A 14,181-nucleotide genomic window follows, 5' to 3' on the forward strand; every position below is an offset into this window, starting at 1 on the left:
CGGCAGCGCGGCGTTGGCCGCCGCGCGGGAGCGCGTCGGCTGAAACGCTTTCGCGGCCCGTGCCGCGCCCCAGGCGATCCGTACGCTGTCGAGCGGCGCGAAGCCGAACTGCGTTCGCGACAGCTCGTAGAGATCGTAGAACAGCGCGCCACAGCGCTTCTGGTAATAGTCGCGCCACATCGCCGTCTCCAGCCGGGCGATCTCAGCCGGCTCGAAGCGGCGCAGATCCGCGTTCCTCGGCCACAACGCATAGACGCCCAGGACCAATGCTGGGGGCAAGCGCGAGCGTGAGAATGACGGTTCGGCGGTTCATGATGTCCCTTGAGATCGCGCCGCGACTTCCGGCCTTGCGGAGCCGGCCGGCTTTCTATTCGATCGGAAGCTACGGCCGCCAGCGGCAACGGTTTCCTGCGGCGGTCCATGAGGATGCACGATCAGAACGTACGATAGACCTCGCGGCGCGTAGCGACCGCGACAGCAATCGTGGAGAACGGCCATTCAGGGAGAACAGTCATGGCCAGATCGCTTTCGATCATCGGCTTTCTGGCGCTTGCCATCGGCCTTCTGTGGATCGGTCAGGGCACCGGCGTGATTCCGTGGCCGGCATCGAGCTTCATGATCAATCAACTGCAATGGGCCGGCTATGGCGCGGTGCTCGGCGCCGTCGGCCTGCTCCTGATCTGGCAAGGCAACCGCTAGATTTGGTGCCGCATGTGTGCTTCTCGCCGTCATGGCCGGGCTTGTCCCGGCCATCCACGTCTTTAAACATCGGCGGCAAGGAAGACGTGGATGCCCGGGACATAGGCAAGCGGAAGCCGTCCCCTCGGACGGCTATGCCCGGGCATGACAAGGAAGGGAGTAGGCAATGACAACAAAACTCTTCGACCTCACCGGCAAGGTAGCCATCGTCACCGGTGGCAATGGCGGCATCGGGCTCGGCATGGCCCGCGGCCTCGCACAGGCGGGCGCAGCGATCGCCATCGTCGGCCGCAACGAGGCCAAGTCGGCCGACGCGGTCGCGGAGCTGGCGCAGAGCGGCGCCAGGGCGATTGCGGTTGCAGCCGACGTCACCGACAAGGCAGCGGTCGCCGCGATGGCCGAGCGTGTCGTGCGCGAGCTCGGCCGGATCGATATCCTCGTCAACAATGCCGGCATCAACATTCGCAAGCCGCCGCATGCGCTCGACATTGCCGAGTGGAACAGCGTGATCCAAACCAACCTCACCAGCGCCTTCCTGTGCTCGCAGGCGGTCTATCCCGCGATGAAGGCGGCGGGCGGCGGCAAGATCATCAATATCGGCTCGATGATGTCGATCTTCGGCGCCAGCTTCACGCCGGCCTATGCCGCGAGCAAGGGCGGCATCGTGCAGTTCACGCGGTCCTGTGCCTGCGCCTGGGCGGCGGACAACATCCAGGCCAACGCCGTGCTGCCGGGCTGGATCGACACCGATCTCACCAAGCGTGCCCGCCAGGAGATCGACGGCCTGCACGATCGCGTGCTGGCGCGCACACCTGCGGCACGCTGGGGCGCGATCGGCGACTTTGCCGGCATCGCCGTGTTCCTCGCCTCGCCCGCCTCGGATTTCCTCACGGGCACGGCCATTCCCGTCGATGGCGGATATTCGATCATGGGATAGCCAGATAACGGAGAAAGTCAGGCTCCCTTGCCCGCATACAGAAAAGCCCCGGCTGGAAGCCGGGGCTTTTTGTCTCAATATCTGTACCTAGGTCAGTACTTGGCGACGACGGGATTGCCGAACTTGTAGCTCACGCGACCGAGCACCGACCAGTCGTCGAAGCGCGTGCTGTGATTGGAGTTGCTGGCGAGCACGGCGTTGGTCGCAAGGGATCTGTTGAATGAAAGACCCCCGCAGCAGTGGCCGAAATCATAATAGTTGCCTTCAACGCCGACGATCCAGTTGGGCGCCACCATCCATTCGACACCGCCACCGACGGTCCAGCCAGTTTTGCTTTCGCTGCGCTCATTGTAGTCAGCCAGATCCTGGATGCGGGTGCGGAGCTCCGTGAATGCCACGCCGCCCTTGACGTAGAACAGCCACGCACCGCTGGTGACGCCGAGCCTCGGCGTGACGGTCGCGATCCATTCCTGCTTGGTACGGAAAGTATCGCTGGCCGGGAAGAACGGGCTGATCGCCCTGCCCGTCAGATCGGTGTACGAGATCGACCCTTCGAGACCGAATACGAAGTTGCTGGCTTGCCAGTTGTAGCCGGCGTGGCCGCCACCCATGAAGCCATTGGCGTTGAAGCCGAAGCTGTCTCCTACCGCGTTATTGTAGTGACCGATGGTTGCAAAATCGAAACGGGGATCGCTCGAGGCGTAGCCGGCATGAAGACCGACATAAAACCCGCTCCAGTCATAGGCCACCACGGCCGGTGCCGGCGCCTTGGTGTAGGGCCGCGCGGCGAGATCGGCGGCAGACGCGCTCATGGCGCTGGCGGCAAGAATGGAAGCCGCGAGTACAAGCTTCTTCATGTTTTCTTCCTCTAACGAACTTACCAGTGACATCGAAAGTCTGAAAAGCTGACCAGTTCTAATCGGGTTCCTGCCCTTTGGCTGTCACCCGATCACCACAAGCCGCGCGCAATGCACGGCGTTCGACATATGGAAGAAGACTCTTGAATGTCTCTGTGGCCGGATGACCACGTTGCCGAGCTACTGGGTTCGAAAAGAAAAAAGCCCCGGCGAGCAGACGGGGCTTCCTCGTCCCGATTCGTCGGCAGGCACGGCTATGGACGAGGGGCCGGCCCCAAGCACACAGGGTGTTTCCTCGCTCACCGCGTTGACGACCGGTAACATGCTATGGCAAGCGTCTCGGCCCATTAGAGTTATTTAAGCATCACTCGTAATCAGCTTGGATGAGGATCGCCCTCCACGCGTCGTCCGGGCGGGAAAATCATCGAAATTCCGGCGTTTTGCCCCCTTCTCAACCGAATATCGGCCGCCATTCGGCGATGGCTTGGTACCAACGTGTCGAAGGTCTGCGACTGTGGCGTGCAGGTGACAGCCTTGGTGCCACTCCTGAGATATGTACGACAGCATACGTTGGTTCACGTTACTTGTCTGGAACTGGGGAAAATTATGAAAAAATTCGCTATCGCTGCTGCTGCCTTGGTCGTCGGCACTGTCAGCGCCTCGGCCGCGGATCTGGCCGCCCGTCCGTACACCAAGGCTCCGGTGCCCGTTGCGGCCGTCTACAACTGGACCGGCTTCTACATCGGTGGACAGGTCGGTTACGCCTGGGGCGACAACCGCACCACCGAGTTCGTCACCGCAACGGGCCTGCCCACCGGCTTCACCCGGGGCTTCAACGCTGATGGCTTCGTTGGCGGCGCTCACATCGGCTACAACTGGCAGTTCGGTCAGTTCGTCTTCGGTCTCGAAGGCGACGTTGAAGGCGCCGACATCAAGGGCGGTTATCGCCTGGCAAACCTCAACGGCACGGACTTCCGGATCGATACCCAAGCCTCGATCCGCGGCCGCCTCGGTGTGGCCTTCAACAACTCGCTGCTCTACGTGACCGGTGGTGCGGCCTGGGCGGATATGGACCACACCTACGTGTTCGCGAACACCCTGTTTGAAACCGTCTCCACCACCCGCACCGGCTGGACCGTGGGCGCAGGCTGGGAATACGGCTTCACTCCGAACTGGTCGGCCCGCCTCGAGTATCGCTACACCGATTTCGGCAGCTTCCGGAACGCCTCCACCTTCTCGTTCCCGGGCTTCACGTATGAACACGATCCGGTGTTCCACACGGTGCGTGGCGGTATCAGCTATCGCTTCGGCGGTCCGGTCGTCGCCAAGTACTGATCCGGCGACCTGATACCCTTCAACAGCTCAAAGCCCCGGCATCGTCCGGGGCTTTTTGTTGCTTGATCGGACGCCAACTAGCCGCCCGGCGACTGCACATGCTCGGGCCGCACCCCCAGGCCCACAAACCGCGCCGTGATGCCCTGCAACCAGGGCAGCGCGGTGACCAGCCGCATCACGAAGGGAACCTTCAGCAGCTGGTTCCCCGGCTTCAGCGCCGCGTTGACGATGTTGTTCTGCACGACCACCTGCATGCGCTGCGTCATCCGCACCGGAAACGCGCGGCGCCGGCGCACCGCGTCGAGTTCCTCCTCCGATGGACAGCCGCTCACCAGCTTCGATGCCAGCAGGTTGGCGGTCGCGACCGCATCCTGCACCGCGAGGTTGACGCCGACGCCGCCGATCGGCGACATCGCGTGCGCAGCGTCGCCGATGCACAACAGCCCTGGCCGCGTCCAGCGCGGCAACCGGTTGACCGCGACGGTCAGCAGCTTCACGTCATCCCAGCTCTTCACCTCGGCAAGCCCGGATTTGAGGATCGGCGCCATCCGCCCGACCTCGTCGAGCAGCGCGGGCAGTCCCCTCGCCTTCACCGCATCATGCTGCCCCTTGGGAATGACGAACGCGCATTGCCAATAGTCGCCGCGGTCGAAGGTCACCATCATCTTGCCGGGCTCGACCCGCGCGAACAGGTTCTCGCTTTCGTTCTCGCGCTTGCCGGCGCGAAACCACAACACGTCCATCGGCGCGCCGATTTCCTCGACCGCAAGGCCCGCGCGCTCACGCAGCAGTGAATGGCGGCCGTCGCAGGCAATGGTGAGATCCGCCTCGATATCGATCACGCCATCCGGCGTCCTCGCCCTGACGCCCGTGATGCGCTCGCCGTCACGAAGCAGATCGACCGCTTCGGCCGACATCATCACCTTGAGCGACGCGAACCGCTTGCCGCTCTCGCGCAGGAAGTTGAGAAAGTCCCACTGCGGCATGAAGGCGATGAAAGGATATTTGACGTGGAGCCGGCTCAGATCGGCGATCCGCACCTGCTCTCCTCCGAACATGCCTTCCATCTTCTGCAGGCGCTGATGCGGCAGCTTCAGGAAGCCGTCGATCAGCCCAAGCTCGTCCATCAGCTGCAGTGTAGATGGATGCACGGTGTCGCCGCGAAAATCGCGGAAGAAGTCGGCATGCTTTTCCAGCACCACCACATCGATGCCGGCGCGTCCGAGCAAATAGCCAAGCATCATGCCCGCGGGCCCACCACCGACGATGCAGCAACGTACTTTCATCGAGCGCCCTCACCGTGTCAGAATCATCCTAGCGGATTTGGGCGGCATCGTGCAGTTCACGCGCTCCTGCGCCTGCGCGTGGGCCGGCAAACGAAAAAGCCCCGGCCGAAGCCGGGGCTTTTGAATATCGGTATTCCGAGTCAGTACGTCGGGAACGGCGGAGCGCCGAATTTGTAGCTCACGCGGGCAACCGCGGACTGAATATCGCGGGGCCTTGCATCGAACGAATAGACGAGCGGGGCTGCCGCTCCGGCGAGCTGATAGCTCTTGGTCTGGAACGCCGAATAGTCATATTCGAGGCCGACAATCCAGTTCTGGGTAAGTCCGTATTCCCAGCCCGCACCGACGGTCCAGCCGTCGTGCCACCGGGTCGCAGAACCCGAACCCACAACTGCCGGAACGGTATCAGACACCGCCAGGCGATTGTTGACGCCGGCATAGCCGGCCTTCACGTAGAACAAATTATTCGTCACGGCGTAGCCGAACCGTCCGGTAATGGTCGCCATCCAGTTGATCCGCCAGCTGAACACATCGTCCCTGGCCCCGAACACGGTGTTGGCAAGGGTACCGCTGTTGGCCAAGCCGGAAGCCGTGCCTTCGAGGCCGAACACGTAGTTGCCGGCCTGCCAGTTGTAACCCATCTGGCCACCGCCAAAAACGCCGGATCCGCGCTGGCCGAAACCCTGGCCTGGAATGAGATCGCCGAAACCGCTGTTGTTCGCAGTATTCGTCCAATTCTGGTTGGTCCAGGACCCGCCCAAATGGCCGCCGACATAAAAGCCGCTCCAGTTGTAAATGGAAGCGACGTAGGCCGGCGCCTTGGCAAAGGGCAGCGTCCCAAAGTCGGCAGCAGAAGCCGCGCCGGCTCCCAACGCCGAAGTGAATGCCAATGCGGCCATGAATTTTGAGTCGAACACGATTGCACCCCCGAATTTTCCCCGGAAGCACAACAGCACGAGAATGTTCACCAACCCGTCAAGGAACATGATTGACGAAATGCTTACCACCCATTCATTGCAGAGCGGCAGACACTCAATCGCATCCGCCGCTTCAAGAATCCGGCGTGGCAGGCGTGGGCAGTTGCTCGCCCGGCCCACCGCCGACGATGCAGCAGCGCACCTTCATCGTTCACCCTCGCATCGGCAGATGCCAAGCTTACTCGACCATATTGTGTTGCTGCCAGCGCAGCAGATGCGCCTGCAACCGCCAGATCACGGCCGAAAGCGCCACCCCCACCAGCATCAACACGATCACCGCGACCATCATCCCCGAGGCTTCCGCCCGTGCCTCGGACTCGATGATGAGCCGGCCGATCCCGCGCTCCGCGCCGATGAATTCGCCAACGATGACGCCGATCAATGCAAAGGAGATCGCCGGCGAGAGCGAGGCAAATACCCAGGCCATGGTCGAGGGGATCACGACGGTGCGGGTGATCTGCCATTCGCTCGCTCCCAGCAGCCGCGCAGCGTTGATAAAGCCTTCGTCGATCGAACGGGCGCCCTCGAACGTATTGAAGAACACCAGGAACACCACCACGATCCACGAGGTCACGATCTTGGAGGTGTCGCCGATCCCGAACGCCAGCACGATGATCGGCGCCAGCGCGATCCGGGGTATCGAATTCACCGCCGTAATGAAAGGCTGGAAGATCGCGCTGAGCCGGTCCGAACGCCCGAGAATAAGCCCTGCGACGAAGCCGCTCGACACCCCCGTGACAAAGCCGAAGAACGTGTTCTTCAGCGTGATCGCGGTCGCGATCCAGAGGTTGTTCTCGTTGCGCACCATGCACTTGGCAAAGTCGCCGTTGAACCAGCCGTTGAACACGCCGGCCTTGGATTTGAGGCAGCTCAGGATCAGGAAGTGCTCAAAGATCTGCGAGGGCTTCGACACGAAATAGGGATCGAGCAGATCGGGGACCAGCCACGGGACGACGGCATGGAGGTCATATCCCCATTGCCAGATCGCCAGCACGGCTGCGCAGATAAAAATCTGCCAGGCCAGTGTATTGCCGATGCGACGTGTCCTCATGGGTTGCGTCCCTTGACGAACTCCTCGCCGAGCGAGTGCCAGATGTGCTGGAACAGCTCGGCATAGCGCGGCGTCTCACGCACCTTGACCGCATCGCGCGGCCGCGCAAAGTCTACCTCGAACATGTCCTTGATCCGGCCGGGGCGCGCCGAGAACAGGATGATACGGTCGGCCAGCGTGAGGGCCTCGCCGAGGTCGTGCGTCACGAACAGAACGGTTTGCTGCTCGCGCTCCCAGATCCTGAGCAGCACCTCATGCATGTCGATCTTGGTGTGGGTATCGAGCGCGCCGAACGGCTCATCCATCAGCAGGATCTGCGGCTCCACCACCAGCGTCCGCATCAGCGCCGCCCGCTGGCGCATGCCGCCCGATAGCGCCGACGGAAAAGCGTGTTCGAAGCCCTGCAGGCCCGCCTGCGCCACGCAGGCCGCGATGCGCTCCTTGCGCTCCGCCTCGGGAATGCCCGCCAGCTCCAGGCCGTAACCGATATTGTCGGCAACCGTGCGCCAGGGAAACAGCGTATCGCGCTGGAAGATGTAACCGACATTGGGCGTCGCCTTGCCCGCGACGACCGGTACGCCGTCAATCAGGATCTGGCCGCTGGTCGGCTTGATCAATGTCGCGATCATGTTGAGAACGGTGCTCTTGCCGGAGCCGGACGGCCCCAGAAGTGCTACGAACTCGCCGCGGCGGACACCGAAGGAAACATCCCGCACCGCCTCGATCGCGGTCCCGGCGAGCTGAAACGTTTTGCTTAGTCCCCTGACGTCGATGCGCCGGACACTGGATTGTCCATCCGACAGATCAGCGGAAAGGCTCTGGACGTTCAAGCCGGATACGCCTTTCGCGCCGCCTCGATAAAGCTCGGGCTGACCAGGCCGGCCGGCGTCAGCGGCTTGATGCCGGTCATTTCCCGGAACCAGACCTTCTCGCCGCGGGCGAAAGCCGCAGCATCGATCGACGCATCATAGTCGGTGACCTTCTGCAACGCGGTGATCTCGAGGATGTTGGCCGCACGCGAGGTGCTGCCGACATAGGGCTCGATCGTGTCGTGGATTTCGTCGGGCGAGTGCGTCTTGATCCATTGCGTCGCGCGCCAGATCGCGGTGACGAAGGCCTGCATCTTGGCCGGGTCCTTGTCGATGGTCGCCTGCAGCGTGAAATGCGCCGTCACCGGCACCTTGCCGCCGATATACTTGTTCCAGATCGTCTCGTCGGTGCCGTCGAACAACAGCGTGCCCCAGCCCTGCTCCTTCGAGTCGTTGAGTAGCGACAGCGAACTGACGAGGACGTCGACCTGTTTGGTCTTCAGCGAACCCAGCATGGTGTCGACATTGCCGGTGCCGATCCACGTGACTTTCTGGTCGAGCCCCATCGTCTCCATGTAGTAGGACGACCAGACGTGGTTGGTGCCGCCCAGCGACGACACCGAGACGATCGGCTTGCGCCCATCGGGCCGTTTCCACTCCGTCAATTTCTCCAGCGTGGTGATGCCCTGATCCCATAGATCCCTACGGATGATGAACATGACAGATGAGGAGCGGGTATCGACCGGCATCAGCACGCGTCCATTGCGGCCGCGGTTGGAGAGCTGCATCGGATGCGTGATATCGCCGATGCCGATGTCGCCCTGTGCGGAGGCGATGATTTCGCGCGTCTTGACGCCGCTGCCGCCCTGGATCAGCTTGCAGTCGAGGCCAGCCTCCTTGAAGTATCCCAACCTGTCGGCGACGAATTGCGTCTGATAGACCGGCACCGCGACGGGATAGATCACGCGGCCGGTCTTGTCCTGGGCCCACGCCCTGCCAGAGGCGATCGCGGCGCCGCCGGCCGCCACGATCTTCAGCGCCGAACGTCTGGTGAAATATGCCATCACGCGCGCTCCTTTTCCCTGGCCGCGACGTTATCCAGCGCGTTCAGCACCGCGTCGCCCATTTCCTGCGTTGAAAGTCGCTTTGCTCCCGCTTCCGCAATGTCGGCGGTTCGCGCGCCGCCGGACAAGGCACTGGCCACGGCCTTTTCCAGCAGGTCCGCATCCTCAGGCCGGTTCATCGTCATGCGGAGCATCATGGCGACGCTGAGGATCGAGCCCAGCGGGTTGGCAATGCCCCTGCCTGCAATATCGGGCGCGCTGCCATGCACCGGCTCGTAAAGCGCCTTGCGCCGGCCGAACCTGTCGACCGGACCCAACGAGGCCGACGGCAGCATGCCGAGCGAGCCGGACGCCATCGCCGCGCAATCGGACAGGATGTCGCCGAAGATATTGCCGGTGACCATCACGTCGAATTGCCTGGGCTCCCGCACGATCTGCATCGCGGCATTGTCGACATACATATGCGTGAGCTCGACATCGGAAAATTCCGCGGCGTGCAGGGCAATGACCTCTTCGCGCCACACCACGCTGGTCTCGAGCACGTTGGCCTTGTCGACCGAACAGACCTTGTTCCTCCGCGTCCGCGCCAGCTCGAAAGCGGCACGCACGACGCGGCGAATCTGATCGGTCGTGTATTGCTCGGTGTTGAAGCCACGGCGCTGGCCGTCGGCGAGCGTCTCGATGCCGCGCGGCTCGCCGAAGTAGATGCCGCTGGTCAGTTCGCGGATGATGACGAAATCGACGCCCGTGAGCACGCTGGCCTTGAGCGGCGCCGAATCCGAAAGCGCCGGATGGGCGACGATCGGCCTGAGATTGGCGTAGAGATCGTACTTGCTGCGCAGGCCGAGCAGGCTACCCGCCTTGCGCGCCGCTGCGGGGACTTCCTTGGTCTCGGGGCCGCCGGTCGCGCCCCACAAGATCGCATCGGCCTCCTCCATCGCCTCCACGGTGTCAGGCGGCATCACCTTGCCGGTCGCGAGATAGGGAATGATGCCGTATTGCGCTTCGCGCAAGGTCATGGGGACGCCGCGCTTGACGGCAAACCAATTCAGCACCCGCTGCGACTGCGCGGTTACTTCAGGACCAATCCCCTCGCCGCCGACCACGGCGACCTTCATCATATTGGACAGATTGTTCATGCGTGATTGCCTACCGCTTTTTTTGCCAAATGAATCCAGGGCCGCTCGGCCCGGTCGGCCGCCTGAAAGGCGCGGATCTCGTCATCGCGCTGCAATGTCAGCGCGACTTCGTCGAGACCTTCCAGCAGCCCGGCGCGCCGGCGTGGATCGATTGCAAATTCGTGTCGCTGTCCCGACGGCGAGATGATCGTCTGCTGCTGCAGGTCAATGCTGATACGTCCGGCCCCCTGCGTCTGCTGCACCTCGGCGGCCAGGCCATCGACGATCTCCTTGTCGACGACAACAGGCAGGATGCCGTTCTGGAAGCAATTGGCAAAGAAGATGTCGCCAAAGCTCGAGCCGATGACGGCGCGGATGCCCATCTCCTGCAACGACCACACCGCGCCTTCACGCGAGGAGCCGCAGCCGAAATTCGGGCCGGTAATGAGGATTTCGGCCTGCCGATAGGGCTCACGGTTCAGGATGAACTCCGGGTTTTCCGAGCCGTCAGGCAGATAGCGAAGCGCGCCGAACGCCCACTTGCCGAGCGTTCCGCGAATGGAGTTTCCGACCAGCCGCTCGATGCGGATGATAACGTCGGTATCGATATTGCCGCGCATGATGGGCGCGGCAATCGCCGTCAGGGTGTTGAATGGTTTCGGCATGTCAGCTCCCCATCGTTCGCACGTCGGCGATGGCGCCTGCGATGGCGGCGGCAGCCGCGCTCGCGGGGCTTGCCAGATGAGTGCGCGCCCGCGGGCCCTGGCGGCCGACAAAGTTGCGGTTCGAGGTGGAGACCGAACGCTGACCGGGCGCGACGACTTCACCGTTGGCGGCAAGACACATCGAGCATCCCGGCTCGCGCCATTCGAAGCCGGCATCGGTAAAGACCTTGTCCAGCCCTTCGGCAACCGCATCGCGCTTGACGGTCTCCGAACCCGGCACGACCCAGGCACGGACGCCAGCGGCGACCTTGCGGCCGCGCGCGATCTCGGCCGCCGCCCGCAGATCGCTGAGCCGGCTGTTGGTGCAGGAACCGATGAAGACCCAATCGACCGGTGTGCCGGCAATCGGCGCGCCCGGTATCAGCCCCATATAGTCGAGCGCCGTTTCGATCGCGGCGCGCCGCGCGTGGTCAGTGACCTCGCTCGGATCGGGCACGCGGCCATCGACGCCGATGACATGTTCCGGACTGATGCCCCAGGTGACCTGCGGAATGATTTTTTCGACATCGATGACGACTTCGCGGTCGAACAGCGCATCGGGATCGCTCGGCAGTTGTCGCCAGGCAGCAACCGCCTGCTCCCACATCTCGCCCTCCGGCGCATAGGGCCGCCCGCGCAGATATTCGAAAGTTTTCTCGTCGGGTGCGATCAGGCCCATTTTGGCGCCGAGTTCGATCGACAGATTGCAGATGGTGAGCCGCCCCTCGATCGGGAGATCGCGAATGGCGCTCCCGGCATACTCAACCGCGTAGCCGGTGCCGGCGGCGGCGCCGATATGCCCGATCAAAGCGAGGATGAGATCCTTGGCCGTGACGCCAACCGGCAGCCGGCCTTCGAACCGCACCCGCATTGTTTTTGGCCGCCGCTGAATCAGCGCCTGCGTCGCGAGCACATGGGTCAACTCGCTGGAGCCGATGCCGAACGCCAGCGCCCCCAGCCCGCCATGGGTGCAGGTGTGGCTGTCGCCGCAGACGATCAGGCAGCCGGGAAGGCTGAGGCCAAGTTCGGGCCCGATGACATGGACGATGCCCTGCCCCGGCTCATCGACATCGAACATCCGGATGCCGGTCGCCGACGTCTCCGTCCGCAGGCCCGCCAGAAGCTCCTGCCCGACCTTGCTGGTGCCGGCCCGGCCGCGCGCCGTCGAAATCGCGTGGTCCGGCGTGGCGAACGTCAGTTCCGGATTGTGCACCGGCAGATTGCGATTCCTGAGATCGAGCAGGCCGCGCGAGCCGCCCAGATCGTGCAGCAGATGACGGTCCACGTGCAGCAGATCGGTGTCGTCGCTGATGCGCGCGATAACGTGCTGGTCCCAGATCTTGGCCAGCAGGGTTCGGGCGGGCGTTTGCACTGCCGTAACCTCCCGTTTTTCTTCTTCTATGGCAGGTTGTTGCACCGCCACCGCCGTTTTGCACGGCTTGCTATTCAGGTCTTTGCCCGAACTCGCTTCCGACGATCAAAACACATTGGAGCCATTGGGCCAATGTCTGATTTGGCTCGGGCGCCATGCCGTTAGGTCGAGAGCTGTCTTCAGTGGAACGTCTCAACGGCTCGCGCCGGCGCGTTAATCGATGATGCGAGTGGTCGCCTATTGTCGCTTACCTTTCGATGGGCTGATGCCCACTTTGATCTGGGTAACCTTCAGAAAGCCCCCACGGCTGACCTCGTCCGATTGGAGTGATTTGAATATGGTCCTTAACCGCGCCGAAGGTCGGCTATCCCTGATGCTGGTAGCCATCAGCCCATCAGCCCGTGAGACCGCCGACGAACTGCCTGATGCTATCAAGCACCGCTTGCCGATCGCCGGCGAAGGCCCAGTGATCGGCGCCGTCGAGTTCGATGAATCGCGCCTGCGGGATGTGGTCGGCGAGATGTCTCCCGGCGCCGATGCGGACGGCGCGGTCGCCGCGGCGGTGGAGCACCAGCGTCGGAACGGCAATCCGCCCCAGAAGATGCCGTACATCCGTATCGCGCAAGGCCTCCAGCACGCCCCTGATCGCGCCGGGGCTTGAGGCCGCACGAAGCAGGCCGGCCCACCAGGCTCTCGCTTTGGCATCGCCGGCGAGACTCGGCGCGAACGTCTCGATTCCGGCAGGTCCGCCCCAGGCTGAAACGAGCTGCTGCAGCCACGAGGCATACTGACCGGCGTGCAACGCATGCGGATAGTCGGGTGCAGAACTTCCCTTCGCGAGTGAAGCGAACAGGATCAGCCCGGCAACGCGGTCGGGATGATCAGCTGCGAACCTGATGCAGGCCGGTCCGCCTTCGGATGCGCCGAACAGCACCACCCGGCGCGAGTCTGCGGCATCAAGCACGGTGCGGATGTCCTGCGCAGTTGCCTCCACGCTGGGGCTGAACCCGACCCGATCGGACAGACCGACGCCACGGCGATCGAGCAGGATGAGACGACCAATCGCTGCAAGCGAGGAAAGGAAGGCCCGGCACCTTGCGTCCTCCCAGACCCGTTCAACATGGGACACGAAGCCGGGCAGCATCAGAATGTCGGTCTTACCTCTGCCGTAGGTCTGGAACGCGAGATGCACGCTGCCGCCGCTGACATATTGCGTCGGCGGCGGCTCCGCGGAGTCGGCCTCGAGCAGCGCGTTCGTCTCGGCTTCGGGCGCCACATCGAGATCGTCGCGCAAACGCTGTGTCAGCGCTTCGAGCTGGCGCTCGGCCCCGGCCCGATCACCGCCCAGGATGAGATTGCGGATGAGGTGGCGTGCGTAGATTTCGCTGAGCGGATCGAGCGCAACCAGACGGCCGGCATGCGCGGCGGCTGACGCATGGTCGCCAGCCGCCTGCTTCTCCTGCACCACCCGCTCGAGCGCCTGGATCGCGCGGCCGCGCAAGGCCTCCTTGCGAAAGAACGCCCACTCGTCGAATTGCGGACAGTCGCCAGGCGAGAAGCCGTCGAGGAAGTCAGCTTGATAGAGACGACAGGCGCGCTCGAACTCGCCGCGGTCGCAAGCCTCTTCAAACCTATGTGAATCGATCTCCAGATCGATCGCCGCCGACAACCGGACCGTGGATCTGTCGGATGCGAGGATATCGCCGAGCGCAAGCTGAAGGCGATGCAGCAGCCGACGCAGCCGTGCCTTTACCACCTCCGCAGGGCTTTCCGGCCACAGCATGGTCGCAATCGCATCGCGCCCGACCGGGCCCCCCGCTTCAGCCAGATAGACCAGCAGCGCAAGGCCCTTGCGCAGCGCCAACGGGCACGGGCGGTCATCACAACGAACCTCCGGAAATCCGAGTGTCCGGACGCTGAACGAAGCCATGGCGGTGCGATCTTCGATGATGGCGTCCGGGGACGCTCAGGG

At 63.4% G+C, this 14,181-nt stretch carries 14 protein-coding genes; 3 read left to right on the forward strand and 11 right to left on the reverse strand.

Annotated elements, in window-relative coordinates; genetic code table 11:
• The coding region (locus tag CQ14_RS36690) for a hypothetical protein (protein ID WP_199805712.1) at window positions 1-279 on the reverse strand (279 nt) is incomplete at its 3' end.
• Window positions 280-513: 234 nt separating this feature from the next.
• Between CQ14_RS36690 and CQ14_RS36695 the strand changes: the two genes are divergently transcribed.
• Both CQ14_RS36695 and CQ14_RS36700 read left to right on the forward strand, forming a co-directional pair.
• Entirely contained in the window at window positions 514-699 is a 186-nt protein-coding gene (locus CQ14_RS36695; protein ID WP_057862625.1) for a hypothetical protein, read from the forward strand.
• A 166-nt stretch (window positions 700-865) separates the two neighbouring features.
• Window positions 866-1,636, forward strand: coding sequence for an SDR family NAD(P)-dependent oxidoreductase (locus CQ14_RS36700; protein WP_057862626.1), 771 nt, complete (start codon window positions 866-868; stop codon window positions 1,634-1,636).
• A 92-nt stretch (window positions 1,637-1,728) separates the two neighbouring features.
• On the opposite strand, the gene CQ14_RS36705 is transcribed toward CQ14_RS36700, so the two are convergent.
• Complete coding sequence (locus CQ14_RS36705; RefSeq protein WP_057862627.1) at window positions 1,729-2,493, reverse strand: outer membrane protein; 765 nt, start codon at window positions 2,491-2,493, stop codon at window positions 1,729-1,731.
• Window positions 2,494-3,099: 606 nt separating this feature from the next.
• Here CQ14_RS36705 and CQ14_RS36710 point away from each other — a divergent pair.
• Entirely contained in the window at window positions 3,100-3,828 is a 729-nt protein-coding gene (locus tag CQ14_RS36710; protein ID WP_057862628.1) for an outer membrane protein, read from the forward strand.
• Window positions 3,829-3,905: 77 nt separating this feature from the next.
• Here CQ14_RS36710 and CQ14_RS36715 read toward each other — a convergent pair whose 3' ends face one another.
• The 9 genes from CQ14_RS36715 to CQ14_RS36755 form a co-directional block, all read right to left on the reverse strand.
• On the reverse strand, window positions 3,906-5,114 hold the full coding sequence (locus CQ14_RS36715; protein WP_082650194.1) for an FAD-dependent oxidoreductase: 1,209 nt from the start codon (window positions 5,112-5,114) through the stop codon (window positions 3,906-3,908).
• Between the two features lie 140 nt (window positions 5,115-5,254).
• Window positions 5,255-6,031, reverse strand: coding sequence for an outer membrane protein (locus CQ14_RS36720; protein WP_347337182.1), 777 nt, complete (start codon window positions 6,029-6,031; stop codon window positions 5,255-5,257).
• A gap of 238 nt (window positions 6,032-6,269) precedes the next feature.
• Window positions 6,270-7,142 (reverse strand): ABC transporter permease, encoded by an 873-nt coding sequence (locus CQ14_RS36725; protein WP_057862630.1) that lies wholly within the window; start codon window positions 7,140-7,142, stop codon window positions 6,270-6,272.
• On the reverse strand, window positions 7,139-7,972 hold the full coding sequence (locus CQ14_RS36730) for an ABC transporter ATP-binding protein (RefSeq protein WP_057862631.1): 834 nt from the start codon (window positions 7,970-7,972) through the stop codon (window positions 7,139-7,141). Before CQ14_RS36730 ends, CQ14_RS36725 begins: the two co-directional genes overlap by 4 nt.
• Window positions 7,969-9,015: an ABC transporter substrate-binding protein gene (locus CQ14_RS36735; RefSeq protein ID WP_057862632.1), complete on the reverse strand. Its 1,047-nt coding sequence runs from the start codon at window positions 9,013-9,015 to the stop codon at window positions 7,969-7,971. The genes CQ14_RS36730 and CQ14_RS36735 overlap by 4 nt, the downstream gene beginning before the upstream one ends.
• Window positions 9,015-10,154: a 3-isopropylmalate dehydrogenase gene (gene leuB, locus CQ14_RS36740; protein ID WP_057862633.1), complete on the reverse strand. Its 1,140-nt coding sequence runs from the start codon at window positions 10,152-10,154 to the stop codon at window positions 9,015-9,017. Before leuB ends, CQ14_RS36735 begins: the two co-directional genes overlap by 1 nt.
• Window positions 10,151-10,798, reverse strand: a complete 648-nt coding sequence (gene leuD / locus CQ14_RS36745; protein WP_057862634.1) for a 3-isopropylmalate dehydratase small subunit — start codon at window positions 10,796-10,798, stop codon at window positions 10,151-10,153. The genes leuB and leuD overlap by 4 nt, the downstream gene beginning before the upstream one ends.
• Before the next feature lies 1 nt (window position 10,799).
• Window positions 10,800-12,209, reverse strand: a complete 1,410-nt coding sequence (leuC, locus tag CQ14_RS36750; RefSeq protein WP_057862635.1) for a 3-isopropylmalate dehydratase large subunit — start codon at window positions 12,207-12,209, stop codon at window positions 10,800-10,802.
• A 394-nt stretch (window positions 12,210-12,603) separates the two neighbouring features.
• A complete protein-coding gene (locus tag CQ14_RS36755) occupies window positions 12,604-14,139 on the reverse strand; it encodes a bifunctional AfsR/SARP family transcriptional regulator/alpha/beta hydrolase (protein ID WP_057862636.1) in 1,536 nt (511 codons plus the stop codon).
• Window positions 14,140-14,181 lie beyond the last annotated feature (42 nt).

Source organism: Bradyrhizobium lablabi, assembly GCF_001440475.1.
Lineage (GTDB): Bacteria > Pseudomonadota > Alphaproteobacteria > Rhizobiales > Xanthobacteraceae > Bradyrhizobium > Bradyrhizobium lablabi.

Coding starts and splice junctions, on each gene's coding strand:
- CQ14_RS36695 (WP_057862625.1), top strand. CDS start 514: ATGGCCAGATCGCTTTCGATCATCGGCTTTCTGGCGCTTGCCATCGGC.
- CQ14_RS36700 (WP_057862626.1), top strand. CDS start 866: ATGACAACAAAACTCTTCGACCTCACCGGCAAGGTAGCCATCGTCACC.
- CQ14_RS36705 (WP_057862627.1), bottom strand. CDS start 2,493: ATGAAGAAGCTTGTACTCGCGGCTTCCATTCTTGCCGCCAGCGCCATG.
- CQ14_RS36710 (WP_057862628.1), top strand. CDS start 3,100: ATGAAAAAATTCGCTATCGCTGCTGCTGCCTTGGTCGTCGGCACTGTC.
- CQ14_RS36715 (WP_082650194.1), bottom strand. CDS start 5,114: ATGAAAGTACGTTGCTGCATCGTCGGTGGTGGGCCCGCGGGCATGATG.
- CQ14_RS36725 (WP_057862630.1), bottom strand. CDS start 7,142: ATGAGGACACGTCGCATCGGCAATACACTGGCCTGGCAGATTTTTATC.
- CQ14_RS36735 (WP_057862632.1), bottom strand. CDS start 9,015: ATGGCATATTTCACCAGACGTTCGGCGCTGAAGATCGTGGCGGCCGGC.
- leuB (WP_057862633.1), bottom strand. CDS start 10,154: ATGAACAATCTGTCCAATATGATGAAGGTCGCCGTGGTCGGCGGCGAG.
- leuD (WP_057862634.1), bottom strand. CDS start 10,798: ATGCCGAAACCATTCAACACCCTGACGGCGATTGCCGCGCCCATCATG.
- CQ14_RS36755 (WP_057862636.1), bottom strand. CDS start 14,139: ATGGCTTCGTTCAGCGTCCGGACACTCGGATTTCCGGAGGTTCGTTGT.